This is a genomic window from Actinocorallia herbida, assembly GCF_003751225.1.
GTDB lineage: Bacteria > Actinomycetota > Actinomycetes > Streptosporangiales > Streptosporangiaceae > Actinocorallia > Actinocorallia herbida.
Window position 1 is genome coordinate 8,090,110 of record NZ_RJKE01000001.1, and the last position, 20,629, is coordinate 8,110,738.

Annotated in this window: 21 protein-coding genes; 14 read left to right on the forward strand and 7 right to left on the reverse strand. The window is 71.9% G+C overall.

Going from position 1 to position 20,629, the window contains the following annotated elements; translation table 11 throughout:
- Positions 1-38: 38 nt before the first annotated feature.
- Positions 39-689, forward strand: coding sequence for an aggregation-promoting factor C-terminal-like domain-containing protein (locus tag EDD29_RS46585; protein ID WP_211360125.1), 651 nt, complete (start codon positions 39-41; stop codon positions 687-689).
- A 7-nt stretch (positions 690-696) separates the two neighbouring features.
- On the opposite strand, the gene EDD29_RS36685 is transcribed toward EDD29_RS46585, so the two are convergent.
- Positions 697-2,103: an ABC1 kinase family protein gene (locus EDD29_RS36685; RefSeq protein ID WP_123668797.1), complete on the reverse strand. Its 1,407-nt coding sequence runs from the start codon at positions 2,101-2,103 to the stop codon at positions 697-699.
- A 99-nt stretch (positions 2,104-2,202) separates the two neighbouring features.
- Between EDD29_RS36685 and EDD29_RS36690 the strand changes: the two genes are divergently transcribed.
- Together EDD29_RS36690 and EDD29_RS36695 are read left to right on the forward strand one after the other, a co-directional pair.
- Positions 2,203-3,588, forward strand: a complete 1,386-nt coding sequence (locus tag EDD29_RS36690; protein ID WP_123668798.1) for an AarF/UbiB family protein — start codon at positions 2,203-2,205, stop codon at positions 3,586-3,588.
- An 18-nt stretch (positions 3,589-3,606) separates the two neighbouring features.
- On the forward strand, positions 3,607-3,999 hold the full coding sequence (locus EDD29_RS36695) for an SCP2 sterol-binding domain-containing protein (RefSeq protein WP_123668799.1): 393 nt from the start codon (positions 3,607-3,609) through the stop codon (positions 3,997-3,999).
- 7 nt (positions 4,000-4,006) lie between these two features.
- Here the strand turns inward: EDD29_RS36695 and EDD29_RS36700 are convergent, their stop codons facing one another.
- Entirely contained in the window at positions 4,007-4,600 is a 594-nt protein-coding gene (locus tag EDD29_RS36700; protein WP_123668800.1) for a TetR/AcrR family transcriptional regulator, read from the reverse strand.
- Positions 4,601-4,669: 69 nt separating this feature from the next.
- On the opposite strand from EDD29_RS36700, the gene EDD29_RS36705 reads away from it, so the two are divergent.
- From EDD29_RS36705 to EDD29_RS36720, 4 genes are all read left to right on the forward strand, one after another.
- Positions 4,670-5,677 (forward strand): nitroreductase/quinone reductase family protein, encoded by a 1,008-nt coding sequence (locus EDD29_RS36705; protein ID WP_123668801.1) that lies wholly within the window; start codon positions 4,670-4,672, stop codon positions 5,675-5,677.
- The gene (locus EDD29_RS36710; RefSeq protein WP_123668802.1) at positions 5,674-6,003 is read left to right on the forward strand and encodes a carboxymuconolactone decarboxylase family protein; all 330 of its coding nucleotides are present in this window, start codon (positions 5,674-5,676) and stop codon (positions 6,001-6,003) included. The genes EDD29_RS36705 and EDD29_RS36710 overlap by 4 nt, the downstream gene beginning before the upstream one ends.
- A 165-nt stretch (positions 6,004-6,168) precedes the next feature.
- Positions 6,169-6,465 (forward strand): hypothetical protein, encoded by a 297-nt coding sequence (locus EDD29_RS36715; protein WP_123668803.1) that lies wholly within the window; start codon positions 6,169-6,171, stop codon positions 6,463-6,465.
- Complete coding sequence (locus tag EDD29_RS36720; protein ID WP_123668804.1) at positions 6,462-6,860, forward strand: hypothetical protein; 399 nt, start codon at positions 6,462-6,464, stop codon at positions 6,858-6,860. Before EDD29_RS36715 ends, EDD29_RS36720 begins: the two co-directional genes overlap by 4 nt.
- Positions 6,861-6,941: 81 nt before the next feature.
- Here EDD29_RS36720 and EDD29_RS36725 read toward each other — a convergent pair whose 3' ends face one another.
- Complete coding sequence (locus EDD29_RS36725; RefSeq protein WP_123668805.1) at positions 6,942-7,592, reverse strand: TetR/AcrR family transcriptional regulator; 651 nt, start codon at positions 7,590-7,592, stop codon at positions 6,942-6,944.
- Between the two features lie 57 nt (positions 7,593-7,649).
- Here EDD29_RS36725 and EDD29_RS36730 point away from each other — a divergent pair, with 57 nt between their 5' ends.
- Both EDD29_RS36730 and EDD29_RS36735 read left to right on the forward strand, forming a co-directional pair.
- A complete protein-coding gene (locus tag EDD29_RS36730; protein WP_123668806.1) occupies positions 7,650-8,237 on the forward strand; it encodes a TetR/AcrR family transcriptional regulator in 588 nt (195 codons plus the stop codon).
- A 108-nt stretch (positions 8,238-8,345) separates the two neighbouring features.
- Positions 8,346-9,794, forward strand: coding sequence for an AAA family ATPase (locus EDD29_RS36735; protein ID WP_123668807.1), 1,449 nt, complete (start codon positions 8,346-8,348; stop codon positions 9,792-9,794).
- A 73-nt stretch (positions 9,795-9,867) separates the two neighbouring features.
- Here the strand turns inward: EDD29_RS36735 and EDD29_RS36740 are convergent, their stop codons facing one another.
- Positions 9,868-10,563, reverse strand: a complete 696-nt coding sequence (locus EDD29_RS36740; RefSeq protein WP_123668808.1) for a dienelactone hydrolase family protein — start codon at positions 10,561-10,563, stop codon at positions 9,868-9,870.
- Between the two features lie 61 nt (positions 10,564-10,624).
- Positions 10,625-12,058 carry a flavin-containing monooxygenase gene (locus EDD29_RS36745; protein WP_123668809.1) on the reverse strand — a complete coding sequence of 478 codons (1,434 nt, stop codon included), beginning with the start codon at positions 12,056-12,058 and terminating at the stop codon, positions 10,625-10,627.
- 82 nt (positions 12,059-12,140) lie between these two features.
- On the opposite strand from EDD29_RS36745, the gene EDD29_RS36750 reads away from it, so the two are divergent.
- Entirely contained in the window at positions 12,141-12,797 is a 657-nt protein-coding gene (locus EDD29_RS36750; protein WP_246053194.1) for a TetR/AcrR family transcriptional regulator, read from the forward strand.
- On the opposite strand, the gene EDD29_RS36755 is transcribed toward EDD29_RS36750, so the two are convergent.
- On the reverse strand, positions 12,784-13,401 hold the full coding sequence (locus EDD29_RS36755) for a 4'-phosphopantetheinyl transferase family protein (protein ID WP_123670913.1): 618 nt from the start codon (positions 13,399-13,401) through the stop codon (positions 12,784-12,786). The two genes, EDD29_RS36750 and EDD29_RS36755, sit on opposite strands and share 14 nt — an antisense overlap.
- Positions 13,402-13,483: 82 nt before the next feature.
- Here EDD29_RS36755 and EDD29_RS36760 point away from each other — a divergent pair, with 82 nt between their 5' ends.
- Genes EDD29_RS36760 through EDD29_RS36770 form a run of 3 tightly spaced genes read left to right on the forward strand, consistent with a single transcriptional unit; the run spans position 13,484 to position 17,866 of the window.
- On the forward strand, positions 13,484-15,178 hold the full coding sequence (locus EDD29_RS36760) for a serine/threonine-protein kinase (RefSeq protein ID WP_246053594.1): 1,695 nt from the start codon (positions 13,484-13,486) through the stop codon (positions 15,176-15,178).
- Positions 15,175-16,608, forward strand: a complete 1,434-nt coding sequence (locus EDD29_RS36765) for an integrin alpha (protein WP_123668811.1) — start codon at positions 15,175-15,177, stop codon at positions 16,606-16,608. Before EDD29_RS36760 ends, EDD29_RS36765 begins: the two co-directional genes overlap by 4 nt.
- Before the next feature lie 40 nt (positions 16,609-16,648).
- The gene (locus EDD29_RS36770) at positions 16,649-17,866 is read left to right on the forward strand and encodes a PQQ-dependent sugar dehydrogenase (protein WP_123668812.1); all 1,218 of its coding nucleotides are present in this window, start codon (positions 16,649-16,651) and stop codon (positions 17,864-17,866) included.
- A gap of 318 nt (positions 17,867-18,184) precedes the next feature.
- Here EDD29_RS36770 and EDD29_RS36775 read toward each other — a convergent pair whose 3' ends face one another.
- Complete coding sequence (locus EDD29_RS36775; RefSeq protein WP_148086217.1) at positions 18,185-18,964, reverse strand: hypothetical protein; 780 nt, start codon at positions 18,962-18,964, stop codon at positions 18,185-18,187.
- A gap of 111 nt (positions 18,965-19,075) precedes the next feature.
- Here EDD29_RS36775 and EDD29_RS36780 point away from each other — a divergent pair, with 111 nt between their 5' ends.
- Positions 19,076-20,626 (forward strand): ATP-dependent DNA ligase, encoded by a 1,551-nt coding sequence (locus EDD29_RS36780; RefSeq protein WP_246053195.1) that lies wholly within the window; start codon positions 19,076-19,078, stop codon positions 20,624-20,626.
- Positions 20,627-20,629 lie beyond the last annotated feature (3 nt).

Here is a 20,629-nt window from a genome sequence, read left to right on the forward strand (position 1 = left end):
GTTCCAGCAGTCGCCGAGAGCAGGCATTCTCTTTGTCCATGAGCCAATCCGTCGTGCGCCGGGTCCTCACGAGCAACATCACCATCGGTGCCCTCGTGATGGGCGCGCTCGCCTACGCCATGGTCGAGGTGGAGTTCGGCGAGCCCGACCCGCCCCCGATCGCGGCCGACGGCCTGCTGTCGGCCAACGAGGCACTGCTCATGGTGCAGTCCAACGACATGGACCCCCTCGTCGCCGACGCGGTCGCCGCGGCCAAGAAGCGGGCTTACATCAAGGAGCAGAAGGCGAAGGAGGCGGCCCGCAAGAAGAAGGAGTGGTACCGCAAGCACAAGACGGAGATCGACGCGAATCTCGCCAAGGAGAAGCTCGCGCAGATGCCGAACCCCAGCGCCGAGCAGAACATGGCGGCGGGCGAGAAGCTCAACGCGGCCAAGGGCTGGGCGGCGTGCTGGCCCGCGCTGAAGATCATGTGGACCAAGGAGAGCAACTGGAACGAGCGGGCCGACAACCCGTGGAGCGACGCCTACGGCATCCCGCAGGCGCTGCCCGGTTCCAAGATGTCCTCCGCCGGACCCAACTGGGAGTCCAACGCGGCGACCCAGATCGTCTGGGGCCTGTCCTACATCCAGGCGCGCTACAAGGACCCGTGCGGGGCCTGGACCTTCTGGCAGAACAACCACTGGTACTGAGCCGGGCTCACTCCGCGGCCTTCGCCGCCTCGGCCTCCTTCGCCTCGGCCGCGGCGACGGCCTCGGGGAAGACGTTGCGGGCGATGGACTTGTCGGCGAACAGCACCCAGTTCGGCGCGAGGTTCTTGGAGTAGCGCTCGAAGTAGAGCAGCTGCTTGCTGATCAGGACGAGCTCGCGGGGCGACTCGGCGTCGTACTGCTTGGCCATGTCCAGCAGCATCGTGATGGTCTTGCCGATGCTGATCCCGGCCATCCCCGACTTCAGCAGCGGCCCGAACACCAGCTGGAGCCGCATCGCGATCTCCGCGTCGGTGCCGGTGCCCTCGGGAATGATGCCGAGGCTGCGGTAGTGCGGGACCATCCGCCCGAAGTCGGCGTCGAACATGCCGGTGTAGAACATGTCCTTCATCAGCTCCTGCCACGGGCCGTGCAGTTCGCCCATGATCCCGAAGTCCAGGTAGCAGATCCTGCCGTCGTCCAGCATCCACAGGTTCCCGGCGTGGACGTCGCCGTGGAAGACCCCGTGCACGAGGGCGGCCTCCACCCAGGCCTTGACGCCCCGGCGCAGCAGGTCCGGGCCGTCGATCTCGCGGGCGCCGGAGGCGGAGGCGTCGATGGCGTCCAGCGGGATGCCGTACATGCGCTGCATGCAGATGACGCGCGGGCCGCAGTAGTCCCAGTAGACCTCCGGCGCGGTGACGCCCTCGTTGTCGCCGAAGGAGTGCAGCCGCTGGAGGAAGTCGTGCTGGCGCTTGGCCTCCAGCGCGCTGTTCAACTCCTGGAAGGTGACCGAGTGCAGGTCCTCGATCATCGCCGACGGCCTGGCCGCCCGCATCACCTTGGAGATCCGCTCCAGCCGCCGGGCGAAGAAGTAGGCGACGCGCAGATCGGTGGCCATGAGGGCGGCGATCCCCGGCCGCTGCACCTTCACCACCGCGTCACGTCCGTCGGGCAGCCTGCACGCATGGACCTGGCCGATCGACGCCGCCGACAGCGGGGCGTCGTCGAAGGCGGCGAACAGGTCTTCAGGGCGGCCGCCGAGATCCTCGGCGAGGATCCGGCGCACCTCGGCGCCGGCGATCGGGGGCACCTCGTCCAGGCAGCGCAGCGCGGCGTCCGCGAGCTGCTGCGGGAAGATCCCGGGCGAGGAGGCGACGACCTGGCCGAGCTTCACGTAGGTCGGGCCGAGCGCCTCGAACGCGTCGACGACGCCGTGCGCGGCGCCGTCCCGCCAGTCCTTCTCGCCTCGGCGGGCCGCCCAGAGCGCGAGGCGCCGCACGGTGTGCCAGAACAGCGCGAAGAAGACGACGACGAGGCGGGCGGGATCCTTCCAGGCGAGCCTGTCCAGTCGTGGCGAGACGATCTCCAGATCGGCCGGGCTGGGACCGTCGGCGTATGGGCCACGAAAGGTCATGCGTTGCCTCCGGGGGTGGGAAGTAAGGCCAAGCTAGCTCACTGCGACAAAAGCGTCGATATGTTGCATCTCACTCGGACCCTGGTCTAGGGTCCGCCCATGGACGCCGACATCCCGTCCGACGGACGGCACCGCGACGCGGACCTCGAAGCCCTCGCCCGCGTCTGGGCGTCCCCGGGCGCTCCCTCCCTCGGCAGGCTCGCCCGGCATGCCTTCGCGCTCCCCGCCGGGCAGATCCGCTGGGCGCTCGGCCGGCTCCCCGGCACCGCGCTCGACGGGCTCTCCGGCGAAGGCGCCCTCGACCCCTCCGACGCGCTGGACGCGCTCAAGAACACCGCCCGCGACGCCGCGACCGGCTGGCTGCGCGACCAGCTCGCCGCCCTCGGCCCCGCCGGCGCCGAACTCGCCGGGCTCCTCCACGACGCCGCCGGCCTCACCCCGCGCGGTCTCGCCGACCTCCTGCACGCCGAGCCCGTGCTGCCCGACCCCGTCCCGGCCCATGCCGTCCGCCGCACCCTGGAACGGCACCTTCCCGGGGCCGTCACCGAGTTCGACGCCGCGCCCCTCGCGGTGTCGCCGCTGCACCAGACCCACACCGGGGTGCTCCGCGACGGACAGGCGGTCTTCCTGCGCGTGCTGCGGCCCGGCGCCCGGTCGGGGCTCCGCGACGACCTGCGCCTCGCCGCCAACCTCGTCGCGCCCCTCACGCTGCTCCCGCAGGCCGAGACCGTCCAGCCGATGGCCGTGCTGCGCTCGGCGGCCCGCCGCGCCGCCGAGCAGACCGACCTGCGGCACGACGCCCGCAACGCGGCCGAGCTCACCGAACTCCTGGACGGGCGGCTCAAGGGGCTGCGGCTCGCCGAACCCGTCCTGGAGTCGCGCGGGGCCGTCGCCTACGCGCTCCCCGACGGGGCGGTCCCCCTCGCCGAGGCCGACGCGAACGTGCGCGCCGCGCTCCCCGGATTCCTCGCCCTCGTCGTCGAGACCGCGCTCGCGGACGGGGTCTTCCACGCCGACCTGCGTGCCGACCACCTGTTCGCGCTGCCCGACGGCACCCTCCTGCTCGCCGGATGCACCACCGCCGGACGGCTCGCCCCGCACGTCCGCCGGGCCTTCCTGGACTATGTGACCGCCCTCTTCAGCGGCGACTTCGCGGGCCAGGTCGACGCGCTCGGCAGGCTCGGCGCCGTCCCGGACGCCACCGACCGGGCCGCGCTGGAGGCCGACCTGCGGGCCGCGCCCGAGCTCTCGCCGCTGCGGCTGCTGCGCGGCGGCGGCGACGCCGCGAAGGTCCTCGGGGACCTCGCGTCCCGGCACCACCTGCGGCTTCCCTCCCCTTTGCTCGGCTGGGCGCGCGCCCTCTTGACCTACCGGGCGCTGACTCGGCATCTTGTCCCGGATATGCCCTTCATCCAGGCGCTGCTGCCACTGGTGCCCCGCCTGGGCGAGATCAACCGACGCCTCACCGCAGCCGAGTCCGGCTAGATCCCCCGAGGAGATCCCATGGCCAAGCACGCCTTCCTTTCCGCAGCGTGGCTCGACGCCGTCGATGCGCTGCGGCCCGAATGGCCCGAGCCCCCCGCGGAGCTCGCCGGGCTGCTCATCAACCTCATCGTCAAGGGCGGCCCGGACGGCGACGTCCAGGTGCACACCAACTCCGGGGTCGTCGCCCGCGGCCTCGACGCCTCCGCGACGACGACCGTCACCGTCCCGTTCGAGGTGGCCGAGCGGCTCTACGTGAAGAACGACCCGTCGCTGGTGATGACGGCGATCATGTCGGGAGACCTGACCATCGAGGGCGACTCCGCCCAGGTGATGGCGCTGATCGGCGTCCAGGGCGAGCCGACCGCCGAGCAGCTGGCCTTCCAGCGCAAGATCCAGGACCTGACGGCCTGACCGTCGCTCAGGCGGGCCGCAGCGCGGGCACCAGCAGCTCGGCGAGGAACCGGCGCAGCGGCCCGCGCGGCTCGGCCACCACCACGGTGACCGCGATCCGGGTCAGCCATTCGGCGACCACGACCGGATCGCGGTCGGCGATCGCGCCCCGCCCGACGAGCAGCCCGACGAGCGGGGCCATCCGGTCGGTGATCTCGGTGAACAGCCGCGGGATCTCCCCGGCGAGCAGCGCGCCGACCATGTCCCGTTCGTCGGTGAGCATCTTGTGCAGCACCGGGTGCGCGAGGCTGTCCTCGATGACCGTCGCGAGCAGTTCCACCACGGCCTCGGGGCCGGTCAGCCCGGCGATCCGGCCGGGCAGCACGGCGAGGATCCGGTCGATCTCGCGGGAGACCAGCAGCAGCGCCGCCGACCTGACGTTGCCGACCTGCCGGTAGACGGTCGTGCGGTTGACGCCGAGTTCCCTGGCGATGTCCTGCACCGAGGTGCGGCCCACCCCGAACCGGGTGAAGCAGCGCGCGGCGGCGTCGAGATAGGGGTCGAGGGCGGGTCCCGGCGCGGGCGGCAGGGTGCCCGTTAGCTGCTGCTGTTCCGCCTTCACGCAACAATGCTACTGGTTTGTCGCAGAAACTGACGTAGTACGGTGTAAGCGTCAGAGGGGGGCAGCCCGTTGAACGCCGTCGCCAGACTCGCCGCGTCGCCGCACTGGGCGCACGCCGATCCGCCCAAGATCGCCCCGGGCGGCCTGCGCGCGCTGGGGCCGCGCACCTGGCTGTACGTCAAGGCCGTCGCCCCTCTCTTCGGCACCCGCGGCATTCGCTTCGCCGACCTCACCGGACGCGACCGCGCGGTCTTCCGCGCCTACCTGCCTTACAGCGCCGCGATCGTCTCCTCCGGGCTCGGCAGGGCCACCACGGAACTCGTCACCCTGCGGACGGCCTGGAACTGCGGCGCCTGGTACGAGTTCGCGCACCACGCCGCGCTCTCCCGCTTCGGCGGCCTGTCCATCGACACCGTCGAGCGGATCGCGGCGGGGCCGGACGCGCCGGGCCTGCACCCGCGCCAGCGCGCGCTGCTGCGCGCCACCGACGAACTGCACGCCGACCGCGCCGTCGCCCCCGGCACGCTCGCGGAGCTGCGCGGGTTCCTCGACGAGTACCGCGTCGCCGAACTGTGCCTGCTCGTCGGGCACTACGAGATGCTCGCGATGTTCCTCAAGAGCGCGGGGGCGGTCCCGGAGGAGGGCGCCTTCGAGCGGGGGCCGCTGCGCTGGCTCCGCCGCGAGGACGACTCCGACAGGCTCGCCCCCGCGTCGCTGCCCGCCCTGAACCGGCGGCTGCTCAACCGGATCCAGATCCACTACGCGCCTTATCTACCGCCTTATGCCGTCATCGTGCACCGGGGCCGCACGTCCGGGAAGGTGTACCGCACCCCCGTCATGGCGCTCCGGCACGGCCGCCACCTGATCGTCGCCCTGCCGTACGGCGACCGCGCGGACTGGGTCCGCAACCTCCTGCACGCCGACCGCGGCGGCGTCGAACGCCTCGGCCGCCTGCACCGCATAGGCGCCGTCCGCGTCACCGACGTCCCGAGCGCAGGCGACCTCGTCCCCGCCTCCGCCCGCCCCCTCCTCCGCCTGACCAAGATCCTCGTCGCCGAAATCGAGGACCCCCGATGACCGTCCCCCGCAGGCTCCTCCGCCGCTGGCACCACTTCGACGCCGCCATCCGCCGCGCCTTCCCCACCGAAGACCTGAACCTGGCCCTCCGCCGCACCGCCGCGAACCTCGAAGCCACCCCCTGGCCGGACCCGGAACCGCCGAACGCCCGGACCCGCCTCCTCCTGGAGGCCGTGGACCAACTCTGCACCACCCGCATGATCACCCCCACCACCTGGGACGCCCTCCTCCCCCACTACACCCCCGAACAACTGACCACCCTCTGCCTGGCCGTAGGCGACCGAGCCACCACCGCCATGCTCACCCGAACCACCACCTTCCCCTGACCCTCACCAATTCCGACAAATTAGAGAGATCCCCACTCTTGTGGACCTAGCATCGGTCTGCCCCCTGGATCACCGTGCTCCGCCAGCCCAAGAGCAGGAACCTCAGGTCCTCCCTCTCGGTGACATGCCGACAGACCCATCCAGCGGCGCGAGCGCCTGCTCGGCGTGGTCAAGCTGATCCGCACGGCGCTGCCCCTCATCGAGGCGTCGATCAGACGGACGTCCGTCTTCACCAAGATTCCCGCAGCCGTCACGAGCGTCTGCGCAGCCGTGGCCGAGGAAGCGCTCAAGAACGGGGACGCGTGGCCGGCTCGGAGCGTCTCCGATCTGCGCAAGCGCGCCAAGAACGCCTTGACCGAGGAGGAGGCGCTGCGCGCGCTCGTCGAACTTTTCGAGGTGACCCTGCGCGACTTCGAGAAGAACCACCCGGAGTCCCGGCTCACCGAGAGGTTCCTTCTGTGAACGGCGTCGTGTGGCCGTTCGCGGTGACCCGGAGCCGCGGGCACGGCTACCGGACGGTCATCGCCCCGCGGGCGCTCATCGGCGCCGGGGCGACCTCGGTCCTTTCCGAGGGGACGGTGGACGACATCGGCCCGCACGCCCGTGTCCGCAAGGTCACCGGCGCGGACGGCGCCGAGCTGTGGCTCGTCTACCGCGTCTCGGTGCTGTCGGAGAGCGACGTCGGCGCTGAAGGCGCTCCGGTGCTCGACCGGTACGGCCGGCCTGTCCGGCTGACCGAAGGCGTGGTCGTCGGCGCGAAGCCCACCGGGGGCGTCACCGAGGCGCTGTTCGCGAAGGTCCGCGAGCGGACGCGGCAGGCCCTCGGCGATTTCTGGCAGGCCGACGACCTCGCCTAGGAGCCGACGTGACGACGCCCTCGGACGGGCGTCGGCGCACGTCCAGGCCGTCATCTCCTGGGCGGCTCCGGGGCGCGGTGGTCACAGGCGGGGTGCCTCGAACATGGGGGTGAGGGTGGCTACGAAGGAGCGGATGATGGGGTACTGCTCCTCCGGGGTTTTGCCGCGGAGCCCCAGGACGGGGTCCAGGCCGTCGTAGTAGGGGGCCAGGGCCAGGTGGGGGAGGACGAGCATGAGGAGGGCGAGGGCGGCCTCGTCGTCGAGGTCGGGGCGGATCTCGCCGCGGTCGCGCCAGCCGGCCAGCAATGGGGTGATCGACTCGCGGTAGTGCAGGTTCGACGGCTCGCGCACCAGGACGCGGACGGTGTTGTCGATCTCCAGGTGCATCGCGGCGGTCACGGCGCGCTCGAGCGGGTGGGCGGCGAAGTAGTCGGCCCAGAGGCAGCACATGTCGCCGAGCCAGTGGGTGAACGGCTGGTCGAAGTCGCTTCCGGCGATGCCCTTGACGATCTCGTCGCGGATGCGCTTGGCGGTCTCCTCGGCGACATAGGTGAAGAACTCGAGCTTGTCGTCGAAGTACTGGAAGAGGGAGCCCTTGGCGATGTCGGCCTCGCGGGCGATCGTGTTGAGGCTTCCGGTCGAGTATCCGTGCTCGCCGAACTCCCGCTGGGCGGCCTGGAGCACACGCTCGCGCTTGGCGGGATTCAGGCGGAACCACGTCGAAGTAGGCATCGCGGCAATCCTAGTGGGCCTGTACGGGTACGGCCCGTCACCGTTTAGAGTCACCCCATGAGCGAGAACCGGGTCCGGACCGGCACCCAGTGGGCGCGCGCCGACGCCACCCGCCAGGCGCTGCTGGACGCCGCCCGCGAGGTCTTCGCGGCGCGCGGCTACGAGGCCGCCGGGATCGCCGAGATCGTCGAGCGCTCGGGCATCTCCGTCGGGAGCCTCTACCACCACTACGGCGGCAAGTCCGGTCTGTTCCTCGCGCTGTGGGAGGAGCACACCGCCGCGCAGGAGCGGAAGGCCACCCACGCGGTGAAGTCGGCCCGCGCGGCGGGCGAGAAGGACTCCATCACCCTGTTCATCAAGGGCACCGAGGCCTTCCTCGAGGTCTGCTGGACCGACCGCCACACCAGCCGCCTGTTCGTCGCCGGCGAGGGCCCCTCCGGCTTCGGCCTCATGCGCCGCTCCCGCCTCCGCCAGTGGCTCGCCCAGAACACCCGCCTCCTGGCCGACCAGAACAAGATGCTCGCCCTCATCCTCACCACCGCCATCGGCGAAGCCGGCCGCGAGGTCTCCATCGCCGACTCCCCCGAGGAAGCCCAGACCCTCATCCACCAGACGACCCAGATCCTCACCCGCCTGGCCCGCTGACCCCGCCCTCCGCGCCCGCGCGAACCTCCTCGCCTTGCCGGACCCCGGCGACCCAAAGAGGTAGATTGAATCTACGTAGATCTCATCTACATAGATGCGGGGACGGACGTGGACGATTTCATCGGCCGGGCGGCGGAACTCGCGCTGCTGCGCAAACGGCTCGCGCTCGTGGAACGCACCGGCAAGGGGGCTGCGGTCGCCCTGCGCGGCCGACGCCAGGTGGGGAAGTCCCGGCTGGTCCAGGAGTTCTGCAACCGGGCCGGAATCCCTTACGTCTTCTCCGCCGCGACGAAGGGCGCCTCCCCCGTAGAGGCCGTAGCGAACTTCCTCAGGGATCTGCGGGAGTCGGACCTGCCGACGGACACCGCACTCGTCCCGACCTCCGCCGACGGGTCGTGGCCCAACGCCTTCCGTGCGCTCGCGGCCGTCCTGCCCGCGCGGCCGTGTGTGGTGGTCCTCGACGAACTGCCTTGGCTCAGCGAGCAGGACGGCCTGTTCGACGGGGCGCTCCAGACCGCGTGGGACCGCCTGCTGTCGTCCCGGCCCGTCCTGCTGCTCCTGCTCGGCAGCGACCTGCACATGATGGAACGGCTGACCGCCTACGACAGGCCGTTCTACGGCCGTGCCGACACGACGGTGCTCGGCCCGCTGAACCCGGCCGACCTCGCCGACGCCCTGGGCCTGCCCGCCGCGGACGCCGTCGACGCCCACCTGATCACCGGCGGCCTCCCGGGAGTCGTCCGCACGTGGCCGCACGCGATGCCCGCCTTGGACTTCCTCCGGCAGGAGGCCGACGATCCCGCCGCGCCGGTGTTCGGTGTCCCGGAGGCGGCCCTGGCCGCGGAGTTCCCGAATCCCGACCTCTCCCGGCGCGTCATCGAGGCCGTGGGGGCGGGCGACCGGACCCACGCCAACATCGCCGCCACCGCGGGCAGCCGCGAAGGCGCCCTGCCCTCGGGCACGCTCTCGCCCCTCCTGCACCGGATGACCGAGGAGAAGCGCATCCTCGCCATCGACGAACCGGTGTCCACACGCCCCGGCAAACCCGCCCTGTACCGGGTCGCCGACAGCAGTCTCCGGCTTTACCTCGGCATCCTGCGCGCCGTCCAGGAGCAGGCCCGCCGTGGACTGCCCGACGCCGGAACCCGGCTGATCGAGCGGCGGTGGACGACCTGGCGCGGTCGTGCCGTCGAACCCCTGGTACGGACCTCCCTTGAGTTCTCCGCACTGGCCGGCGCGCTCCCCTGGCCCGAAGTGGAGGCCGTCGGAGGGTGGTGGAACCGCCGCTTCGACCCCGAGGTCGACCTCGTCGGGGCCGACCGCGCACCCGTCGCAGGACGCGTCCTGTTCGCCGGATCCACCAAGTGGCTCGCGTCCCCCTTCGGCACTCACGACCTGGACGCCCTGCACCGCTCCGCCAGGCAGATACCGGGCTACGACTCCGCCACCTCGGGCCTGGTCGTGGCCACCCTGAGCGGCATCTCCCCAGACCTCGACCCTCGCTCCGTGGACCTTGTGTGGACCCCCGGCGACGTCCTCGACGCCTGGCGCCGCTGACGATCCGGAGGGGACACATGGGGTCCCGACGGCCTCGTTACGGCTGCCCCGGATCGGTGGGCGGGGTGGGGGATCAGAATCCTGGGTCGGAGACGAATTCCGGTTCCAGGTGGGTGTCCAGGAAAGCGAAGATTCGGGTCCAGGCGTCTTGGGCGTCTTCGGGGACGTGGTGCATGCCGCCTACGCGGATCATCGTCTTGTAGGGGTCGCCGTGGGACTGGATGAAGCCGTGGGGGGCGTCGGGGTAGAGCTTGATGTCGTGGGGGACGGATGCCGCGGTGAGGGCCTCGCGGTACCGCTCGACGTCGGCGACGGGGACGATCGTGTCCTTGCCGCCGAAGCTGCCCACGACGGGGCAGGGGGCGGTGAGGAGGGGATCCAGGTCCTTGGGGACGAGGCCGTAGTTGACGACGGCGGCGTCGAAGAGGCCGCGGCCGCCCGCGATCAGGGCGAACTGGCCGCCCAGGCAGAAACCGGCGACGGCGACGTAACCGGTGCAGTCGTCGCGCGCGGTGAGGGCGCCGCGGGCCTCGGCGATGCGGTCGAAGACCGGGCCGGTGCCTTTCAGGGCGCCCTGGAAGACCTGTTTGACGCAGCGGGGATTGCCGCCCTCGTAGAGGGACGGCGCGTAGGCGAGGTAGCCGTTCGCGGCGAGGTGCGCGCACTGCCGGGCGACGTCCCCGGTCAGGCCGAACGCGTCGTGCAGCACGATCACACCGGGGAAGGGTCCCGCACCGGACGGGACGGACAAATGGCCTTTGCGCATCATTCCTCCTGCATGGGGAGATGCGCGCCGCGGCCGAGGGCGGCGGCCGCGGCGCGAGAAGCGGTCACCGGAGAATGTAGTCCTCGCGGCGGGCCTTGCGGGAGTCCGACCAGAACTCGAAGGTGAAGCCGGGCCAGATGGTCCGGTTGACGCCGTCCTTGTCGAGGTACCAGGAATCGCAGCCGCCCTCGTTCCAGACGGCCCTGCGCAGCCGCTTGTGGAGCTTGTCGTTGTAGGCGCGCAGGGCTTCCGGCTTGGGCTCGACGGTCGTCGCGCCGGTCTCGGACAGCAGCTTGAGCAGGCTGAGGATGTGCGCGACCTGCGTCTCGATCATGAAGACCACGGAGTTGTGGCCGAGGCCGGTGTTCGGGCCGAGCAGCATGAAGAAGTTGGGGAAGCCGGGGAGGGTCGTGCCGTGGTGGGCCTCGATGCCGTTCTCCCACGCCTGCTGGATCTTCTGCCCGTTCCGTCCGGTGATGACCCAGCTGTCCATGGCGTCGACGACCTTGAAGCCGGTGCCGAAGACGATGGCGTCGACCTCGATCTCGCGGCCGTCCCTGGTGACGACGGAGTTCGCCCTGACCTCGGCGATCCCGTCGGTGACGAGGTCGACGTCGTCGCGGGCCATCGCCGGGTAGTAGTCGTTGGACAGCAGCACCCGCTTGCAGCCGATGGTGTAGTCGGGGGTGAGCTTGCGGCGCAGCTCGGGGTCCTTGACCTGCCGCTTGAGGTGGCTGGTGGCCATCCACTTCATCGGCCCGGACAGCCGCGGGTCGAGCGCGAACCCGACGGCCCGCGCCTCGAGCACCCAGTAGACGACGTTCCGGACGGCCCGCGGCACGCCGGGCAGCTTGAAGGCGGCCGGGAGCTTGATGTTCGGCTTCGACTGGATCCACGCGGGCGTCCGCTGGAAGACGGTCGTGCGCGCGGCCTTCTTCGCGATCTGCGGGACGAACTGGATCGCCGACGCCCCCGTGCCGATGACCGCGACCCGCTTGCCGGAGAGGTCGTAGGAGTGGTCCCACTCGGCGGAGTGGAACGCCTTGCCCTGGAAGGTCTCCAGGCCGGGGACCTCGGGGAAGTTCGGCACGTGCAGGGCGCCGACGCCGGACACGACCGCGCGCGGCCGGAGCACCTCGCCGTCGCCGAGCGCGACGTTCCAGCGCGCGGCCGCGTCGTCGTACTCGACGGCCTCGACGTGCGAGTCGAAGCGGATGTGCTTCTTCACGTCGTACTTCTCGGCGCAGTGGGCGAGGTAGCGCTGGATCTCCGGCTGGGGCGCGAAGAGCTCGGTCCAGTTCCGGTTCAGTTCGAACGAGAACGAGTACATCGGGGACGGGACGTCGCAGGCGCAGCCCGGGTAGGTGTTCTCCCACCAGGTGCCGCCGAGATCCGAGGCCTTCTCGAGGATGACGAAGTCGTGGTGGCCCGCCTCTTTGAGCTTGATGCCCATGCCGAGGCCGGCGAAGCCCGCGCCGATGATCACGATCTGGCTCATCGAACCTGCCCTTATTAGTCGAACCGTCTACTACTGGGGGTAAGTTACCTCGGGTAACTTACCGATGGTAGGGTATATCGACGTGACGCAGACCACAGGCCAGGACGCCACCGGCCAGGAAGCGCCCGCCCCCCGGCGCAAGCGGATGTCGCGCGCCGACCGGGAGCGGCAGATGCTCGCCGTCGCCGAGGAGGTCTTCGCCGAACGCGGGTTCCGCGCGGCGGCCATGGAGGAGATCGCCGAGCGCTGCGGCGTCTCCAAGCCGATGCTGTACGAGTACTTCGGGTCCAAGGACGGCCTGCTGCTCGCCTGCCTGACCCGGGCCAGGGCCGAGCTGCACGAGGTCACCGCGGCCGCGATGGCCGAGGGCACCGATCCGCTCGACACGCTGCACCGCGGCCTCGTCGCCTACTACGGCTTCACCGAGAGCCACCGGAACTCGTTCGCGATCCTGCAGAACGAGGCGATCGGACTGCCGCACGCCGCGGTCGAGGCGGTCGAGGCGACCCGGCGGCAGCAGCACGGGCTGATCGCGCCGATCATGGCCCAGTGGGCGCCCGAGCTGCCGGAGATCGCCATCGAGGCGTACACCGAGATCATCATCGGCGCGTGCGAGCGGATCTCGCTGTGGTGCACGACCCGGCCGGACGTCACGCCGGAACAGGCCGCGCACTACACGCTGGACTTCTGCTGGCTCGGCCTCCAGGGCCTGTACGACCGCGCGGCTACGGACGGATGAAGGCCAGCGCGCCCGCGTAGCCCGGCGCGGGGTCGAGGTCCCGCAGGACGGTCCGGGCCGGAAGATCCGGTCTGCCCTTCCACCTCAGCAGCGCGGGCGGCGCGGACGCCCCGGTGACCTCCACCTCGGTCATGGGCACCTTGAGGCCGTCGCCCGTGGCCTTCAGCAAGGCCTCCTTGCGCGTCCAGTAGACGTGCAGGTCGCCTTCCGGCTCTCCGGCGAGGATCGCGTCGGCGAGATCGGCGAGCGACCGCCCGCGCTCCTCCACGTCGAGCCCGACCGGCACGTCCGCGATCGCGAGGCCGACGAGCCCGCCCGAATGACTCACCGACAGATGCCATCCGGGATAGAGCGGACGCCCGTGCGGCGCGCCGCATCCGGGGCAGGTCCGGTCCAGGACGACGTCCTTCGGCCGCAGGCCCGTGCGTTCGGCGATCTCCCGCTTGGCGAGCACCACCCCGAGGGTGAACCTGCGCCTGTCGTCTTCCCGCAGGTAGCGGGCCCGTCGTCCGCGTTCGACGATGTCGAGAAGGGTGAGATCGTCGGCTTCGGGGTCTGACGTCCGACGCCACAGGACGCGACTGGCGAACTCCGGATGGGACATGGCCATCAAATTACGTCATCTACCGGTTATTCGGCAGCGCGTGGGCCGGTTACCCGGCGACTCTAGGTTGGAGCCCGTGGCCATGGATCAGCCTTTGCCCGGCGGCGCGCAGCCGCTGGGACCTCACGACCCCCGTGCCATCGGGGCGCACACGGTGCTCGGCAAGCTCGGTCAGGGCGGCATGGGCGCCGTCTACCTCGGCAGAGGTCCGCGCGGCACCGTCGCCATCAAGGTCATCCGCGACGAACTGGGCGCGGATCCGGGCTTCCGGCAGCGGTTCGCCCAGGAGGTGGCCGCCGGACTGCGGGTCGCGTCGTTCTGCACCGCGGCGATGCTCGACCACGGGGTGGACGACGTCGGCCACCCCTATCTGGTGACGGAGTTCATCGACGGCCCGACCCTGCACGACCATGTGCTCCGGCACGGCGCGCTCATCGAGGGCACCCTCCAGGGCTTCGCCGTCGGGGTCGCCGCGGCGCTGACCGCCATCCACGGCGCGGGCCTGGTGCACCGCGACCTGAAGCCGTCGAACGTCATCCTGTCGGTGTCCGGGCCGCGCGTCATCGACTTCGGCATCGCCCGCGCGCTGGACGCGACCACGGGCGTCACCCGGACGGGCCAGCTCATCGGCACGCCCGGCTGGATCGCGCCCGAGCAGCTCCTGTCCGACCGGGCGACGACCGCCGTGGACGTCTACACCTGGGGCTGCCTCGTGGCGTTCGCGGCCCAGGCCAGGCACCCGTTCGGCGGCGGCGCCCCGATCGCGATGGCCTCGCGCGTCCTGCACGGCGAACCCGACCTGGCGGGGGTGCCCGAGCCGCTGCTCGGACACGTCAGGGCGGCGATGGCCAAGGATCCGGCGCTGCGGCCGACCGCGCAGCAGCTGCTGCTCGCGCTGGTCGGCGGCGAGGCGCCGCGCAACCTCGACGCGGCGGCGACCGCGCTGGTCGAGGAGAGCGTCCATGGCGGCTGGGCCCCGGCCGACCTGCGCGGCCCGGCGACCGCGGCGGGCAGGCCGCAGCCGACGCCGCCGCCCTTCCCCGGCCCGCCCACCGAGGCGGGCAGGCCGCAGGTGACGCCGCAGCCGTTCCCGGGCCCGCCGACCGGCCAGGGCGGGCAGGGCCGGCCGGTGGTCGGTCCGCCGGGCCCGCACGGCCAGTACGGACCGGCCGTCCCGTACGGGAACGCCGCCCCGCCGCCCGGTCCCCCTCCCCTGCCGACCATGCCGCCGGCCCGCCGCCGGAACCGGACCGTCGCCTCCGCGTCCGGCGGGGTGCTCGTCGCGGTGGCCGCCGGGGTCGCGCTGCTGTTCGCGCTGAGCGACGGCGACGCCGACAAGGGGAACCAGGGGGACGCCGCCAACGTGATGGAGAAGGACGGCTACGCGGCGCTCCCGCTCAGCCGCCAGACCGGGATCGGGCAGTTCCGCGAGGACGGGGGCGTCGAGCTGAGCGTCGACACGCCGCGCTGCGGCGGCACCGCCTACGACGAGCTGACCGCGAAGGGCCAGTTCTGCCTCGTGCAGTTCACCGTCCGCAACCCGGCGGCCACCGAGTCCCCGCGCATTCCGCGAGAACGCCAGGTGGCCTACGACGGCGACGGCCAGGAGATCCCGGCCACCGAGCACCCGGGCGGGTTCCTCAACGACAACCCCTCGCTCCGGCCCGGCGACCGGATCTCGGGAATGCTCATCTTCGACGTGCCGAAGGGCGCCACCCTGAAGTCGTTCCGGGTGTACGGCGCCAACGACTCGCAGGGCGTGGAGGTGGTGGTGTGAAGCGCGTGATCGGCGCCGCGGCCGGCGCGGTGCTCGCGGCGGCGTCCCTCGTCCTGCTGAGCCCCGCGGCCCAGGCCGACGACTGCGATTCCTCCTCACTCAGCGACTTCGACGGCGACGGCCACGAGGACCTCGTCATCGGCGACCCCGGCGCGGGCGTCGGCTACGCGGCGGGGGCGGGCCAGGTCACCGTGGTCTACGGCGACGGCGATCTCGGCAAGGGCGAGCAGGCGTTCCTGACCGCGAAGGAGCCGCAGGCGGGCGCGGGCTTCGGCCACGCCCTGGCGACCGGCCACCTCGACGCCGACGGCTGCCTCGACCTCGTGGTCGGCGCCCCCTGGGCGGACGGCGGCGCGGGCGCGGCCGAGGTCTTCTACGGCTCCCCCGACGGCTTGAAGCCGGGCCGGATCCTGAAACCGGAAGGCGCGTCCCGGACCTTCGGCAGCTCGGTCGCGGTCCGCGCCGCGCACGGGAGCCACCCGGCCACGATCGCGATCGGCGCGCCGTACGAGGACGTGGGCGGCCTCGCGTCGGCGGGCGCGGTGCACCTGTACTCCGTCACGGACCGGGGCACCGACCCGACGGCCCGGCTCATCACCCAGGACGACGAGCAGGCCGAGGGCGTCGCGGAGGCGGGCGACCTCTTCGGCTGGGCGGTGGCGCTCGGCGCGATCATGGGCGACCGGGACGCGCCCGACCTGATCGTGAGCGAGCCCGGCGAGGACGTCGACGGCCAGGCCGTGGACGCGGGCTCGTTCAGCGTCGTGGAGGACGTCACGGCGCCCGGCACGGCCAAGGGCCAGCACTGGCACTACGGCAACCTCGGGATCGGCGACCCGTCGGAGGGCGGCCGGATCGGGTGGAGCCTCGCGTACGCCGAGGACGGCACCGACTCCTATGTCGCGGCGGGCGTGCCCGGCCAGACGTTCGCGGGCAAGCCGCGCGTCGGGGTCGTCGCCCTGCTGCGCTCGACGGGCGCGGGGCTGGCGGCCCTGGAGCCCGCCGCCCAGCTCACCGCCGGGACGCCCTTCGCCGAGGCGGAGGACCGGTACGGCTGGTCGGTGGCCCTGGCGGGCCCCTCGATCACCGGCGGCGGCGTCCTGCTCGCCGTGGGCGTCCCCTTCGACGGGTCGGAGCAGACCCGGCCGGAGAACGGCTGGGTGCACCTCGTGCCGCTGGCCGACCGGAAGGCCGCCAAGCTGATCGACGCGCTCAACAAAAAGGAGTTCATGCCGGGCGACGCCGGCCCGTACGACAGGTTCGGCAGGGCCGTCGGGTTCACCAAGGGCGCCCTGCTCATCGGCGTGCCCGACGACCAGGAGAACCCCGGCGGCGCCGTCATGATCAAGCCGTTGGACGGCGGCGAGTCGGTCGAGCTGCCGCCGGACTCCGCGGCCGACGAGTCGGACTTCGGCGGGGCCTTCGGCTGAAGCCTGGCGGGGGCCGCGCCGCAGAGGGGACGATGGGGCCATGCGTGTACGGATCTGGTTCTCCGCCCTGACGTGCCTGTTCGCCGCGGGATGCGCGGCCGACACCTCCCCGACCGAGGCCGCCTCCACCCCATCGGCGTCGGCCCCGGCGTCCGCCCCGGCGTCCGCCCCCGCGTCGTCCCCTGCCAAGTCCCCCTCCTCCGCCGCCGCCCCCGGTTCCGCCCCCCTCGGGAAGGTGAAACTGGTCGACGTCGCCGAGGCCGTCCAGCCCGTCGGGATGGCGGTCCGCAAGGGCGACGACGCCCTGTACGTGATCGAGCAGGAGGGCCGGGTCCTCGCCGTCCGGGACGGCGCGGCGGAGCCGGTGCTCGACCTCGTCGCCCTGACGGGATCGGGCGGCGAGCGCGGCCTGCTCGGCATCGCCTTCGCGCCGGACGGAAAGCGCCTGTACCTGTACCACACGGCCAAGGACGGCAAGATCATCCTCGCCGAGTACCCGGTCGCCGCGGACGGCGCGATCGACGCGCGGGGCCGCCGGGTCGTCCTGGAACAACCGCATCCGCGCACCAACCACAACGGCGGCCAGCTCGCGTTCGGCCCCGACGGGCACCTCTACCTCGGGCTCGGCGACGGGGGCGGCGCGGGCGACCCGGACCGGACGGGCCAGGACCTCGGCACCTGGCTCGGCAAGATCCTGCGGATCGACCCCGCCGCGTCGGGCGGAAAGCCGTACACGGTGCCGAAGGACAACCCTTTCGTTGAGAAGAGCGGCGCCAAGCCCGAAATCTGGGCGTATGGACTGCGCAACCCGTGGCGTTTCTCCTTCGACGCCGAGAGCGGGGATCTGTGGATCGGCGACGTCGGGCAGGACAAATGGGAAGAGGTCAATTTCCAGCCCGGCGCTTCTCATGGCGGCGAGAACTACGGCTGGAGCGCGCGCGAAGGTTCGCACGCCTACCACTCCCAGGAGCCCGTCGGGGTCGAGCCCGTGCACGAGTACCCGCTGCGCGAGAACAACCAGTGCTCGGTCATCGGCGGCCAGGCCTACCGGGGATCGGCCATCCCGGGCCTGGCGGGCCGGTACGTCTTCGCCGACTTCTGCGCGGGCTGGGTCAAGGCGCTCCCCCGCACCCGGGACGGGGAGCCGGTGACGCTGCTGGAGAACGTCAACAGCGTCTCGGCGTTCGGCGTGGACGCCGCGGGTGAGCTGTACGTCCTCAGCCTGAACGGCACGGTGCAGCGGCTCGCGCCCGCCTGAACACCGGCCCGGAGAACGACGGAGGCCGGCCCCCGCTGAGGGGTGCCGGCCTTTCTCACGCGTACCTGGCTTATGTCCAGGACACTCCGGCGCCATTGGCGGCCATGTCCTTCGCCTCCTCTTACAGACTGGTCATGTCGTACTAACCAGCAACTAATGTAGCCAAACCATTGCATTACGTGGTCGGTGCCCCCTAACCCCGTAATACCAGGCATAACAGTAGAAGCGGACCGCCGAGAAAGCTAACCACAACCGCAAATCTCGACGAATAATCTCGTACCAGCGGGTAGTCAGATTTGCTCGGTGGTCAAAGTGTGCTCAGGTGTACATCTCCAGCGCTTCCCGCGCGACCGCCTCCGCGCCCTCCAGGCAGGCGTCCACCTGTTCCTCGGGCTTGCCCTCGTAAGGCCGGGCGTACGCGACGGTGATGATCACGTTCTGCACCCGCAGCTCGATCCTGGCCACGGTGGCCTTCGACGTGCCGGGTTCGACGAAGACCCGCCGGTAGGCGTCGTCGCCGAGACCCGGCGCCTTCTCCAGCCGAAGGGTCTTGGACTCCTTGTCCGTGCTGTCGCTCTGGAAGTCCTGGTCGAACGACCACTTGGTCGTGCCCACCGGGTCCGCGCCGTCGACGGTGTTCCCGAGCCGGGTCTCCAGCCGCAGGTACGGCGCGCCGTCCGGCCCCCCGTAGCCGCAGGACCCGGCCCACGCGCTGCCGTAGGACTCCCGGGTGCCATCGGGCACCCACTTGAGGAACGTCTCCTCCGCGACGGTCTCGCAGACCTCCTTGGGGAGCGCCTGGAGGAACTCCGGCGAGGGCTCCTCGGCCGGCGGCTCGGAGGGCGGCTCGGACGACGCCTCGGAAGGCACCTCTGAAGCCGTCTCGGAGGCCGTCTCGGACGGCGCCTCGGAGGGCGTGATGGTCGACGTCTTGGCCGCCTCGTCGCCGTCCAGGACGAGCGGGGCGGTGAAGAAGACCGCGCCCGCGCCGATCATGACGAAGACGACGGCGACCTGCCAGCCGCGGGGCCGCGGCATCCGGCCCCGCCCGGAGGGGGGTTCCGGCGGTGAGTAGACCCTGTCGAAATCTGCGCGCACGCCCCCGAAACTACGGACCCGCGGGGCTTCTGTCAGTACCCGATGGGGATATCACCGCGTCCCTTGCCTCCATTCCGGATTGTCCCGCTGCTGCGGGGAAAGGAGGGAAGTGTGCTGCCCAGTGATGCGACCCTCACCCCGGCGGGCGGCCCGCCGATCACCGTCGCGGACCTCGCCGCCACCTGGCGCGCGGTCGCCGGGACGTCGGCGCGCGGCCAGAAGACCGCGCTGATCGCCGACGCGCTGCGCGGGGCCGGGCCCGGCGCGGCCTCCGTCGTCGTGCACTGGCTGGCCGGGGAACTGCCGCAGCGCCAGATCGGCGTCGGCTACGCGGCCCTGCGCGCGGCCCCGCCGCCCGCCGCCGCGCCGAGCCTGACGGTCGCGGAGGTCGACGCGGCCTTCACCCGGATCAAGGAGACCACCGGGCCGGGCTCGGTGGCCGCCCGCAGGGCGCTGCTGCACGGGGTCTTCGGCCGGGCCACCGCGGCGGAGCAGGGCTTCCTCGTCCACCTGCTGGCCGGGGAGCTGCGCCAGGGCGCGCTGGAGGGCCTCATGGTCGACGCGATCGCCAAGGCCGCCGAGGTGCCGCTGCCGGCCGTGCGCCGGGCCGTCATGCTGCGCGGCGCGCTCGGCCCGGTCGCCGAGGCCGCGCTCGCGGGCGGCGCCGCCGCGCTCGCCGGGTTCACCCTCCAGGTCGGCCGCCCGGTACGGCCGATGCTCGCCTCCTCCGCGCCGGACGTCGCGGCGGGCCTGTCCGGCGAGATGGGCGTCGAGTGGAAGATGGACGGGATCCGCGCCCAGGTGCACGTCAGGGGCGACGACGTCCGAATCTTCACCAGGACCCTCGACGACATCACCGTCCGCGTCCCCGAGGTGGCCGACGCCGCCCGCGCCCTCGGCCTCGACGCGGCGGTGCTGGACGCCGAGGTGATCGCGCTGCGCCAGGACGGCTCCCCCGAGTCGTTCCAGGTGACCGCGTCGAACACCTCGCTGGGCGCGCTGCGCCCGTTCTTCTTCGACGTCCTGCACCTGTCCGGCGCCGACCTCCTCGACGAGCCCGCCTCCGTCCGGCACGAGGCGCTGGCCGGCGCCGTCCCGGAGGCGGTCCGGATGCCGCGCCTGGTGACCGCCTCGCCGGAGGAGGCGTCCGCGTTCTTCGCCGACGCGGTCTCCCGCGGCCACGAGGGCGTCGTGCTGAAGTCCCTGACCGCCCCCTACGCGGCGGGACGTCGCGGCGCGGGCTGGGTGAAGGTCAAGCCGCGGCACACCCTCGACCTCGTCGTCCTGGCCGTCGAGTGGGGGCACGGGCGGCGTACCGGCAAGCTGTCGAACCTGCACCTCGGGGCGCGCGACGCCGAGTCCGGCGAGTTCATCATGCTCGGCAAGACCTTCAAGGGCCTCACCGACGCGCTCCTGGACTGGCAGACCGAGCGGTTCCTCGGGCTGAAGACGTCGGACGACGGGTTCGTGGTGAGGGTCGAGCCCGTCCAGGTCGTCGAGGTGGCGTTCGACGGGCTCCAGCGCAGCACCCGCTACCCGGGCGGGCTCGCGCTCCGGTTCGCACGGGTGCTGCGGTACCGGGCGGACAAGAGCGCGGCCGAGGCCGACACCTTCCAGACGGTCCGCGCGCTCGCCGGAGCCGTGCCGCCGGTCCCGGGCTGAGCG

What these genes read in the sequence shown, in the direction of transcription:
- EDD29_RS36725 (WP_123668805.1), bottom strand. Translation starts at nt 7,592, where the DNA reads ATGCCTACTTCGACGTGGTTCCGCCTGAATCCCGCCAAGCGCGAGCGT.
- EDD29_RS36685 (WP_123668797.1), bottom strand. Translation starts at nt 2,103, where the DNA reads ATGACCTTTCGTGGCCCATACGCCGACGGTCCCAGCCCGGCCGATCTG.
- EDD29_RS36730 (WP_123668806.1), top strand. Translation starts at nt 7,650, where the DNA reads ATGAGCGAGAACCGGGTCCGGACCGGCACCCAGTGGGCGCGCGCCGAC.
- EDD29_RS46585 (WP_211360125.1), top strand. Translation starts at nt 39, where the DNA reads ATGAGCCAATCCGTCGTGCGCCGGGTCCTCACGAGCAACATCACCATC.
- EDD29_RS36695 (WP_123668799.1), top strand. Translation starts at nt 3,607, where the DNA reads ATGGCCAAGCACGCCTTCCTTTCCGCAGCGTGGCTCGACGCCGTCGAT.
- EDD29_RS36745 (WP_123668809.1), bottom strand. Translation starts at nt 12,058, where the DNA reads ATGAGCCAGATCGTGATCATCGGCGCGGGCTTCGCCGGCCTCGGCATG.
- EDD29_RS36770 (WP_123668812.1), top strand. Translation starts at nt 16,649, where the DNA reads ATGCGTGTACGGATCTGGTTCTCCGCCCTGACGTGCCTGTTCGCCGCG.
- EDD29_RS36760 (WP_246053594.1), top strand. Translation starts at nt 13,484, where the DNA reads ATGGATCAGCCTTTGCCCGGCGGCGCGCAGCCGCTGGGACCTCACGAC.
- EDD29_RS36710 (WP_123668802.1), top strand. Translation starts at nt 5,674, where the DNA reads ATGACCGTCCCCCGCAGGCTCCTCCGCCGCTGGCACCACTTCGACGCC.
- EDD29_RS36755 (WP_123670913.1), bottom strand. Translation starts at nt 13,401, where the DNA reads ATGTCCCATCCGGAGTTCGCCAGTCGCGTCCTGTGGCGTCGGACGTCA.
- EDD29_RS36740 (WP_123668808.1), bottom strand. Translation starts at nt 10,563, where the DNA reads ATGATGCGCAAAGGCCATTTGTCCGTCCCGTCCGGTGCGGGACCCTTC.
- EDD29_RS36690 (WP_123668798.1), top strand. Translation starts at nt 2,203, where the DNA reads ATGGACGCCGACATCCCGTCCGACGGACGGCACCGCGACGCGGACCTC.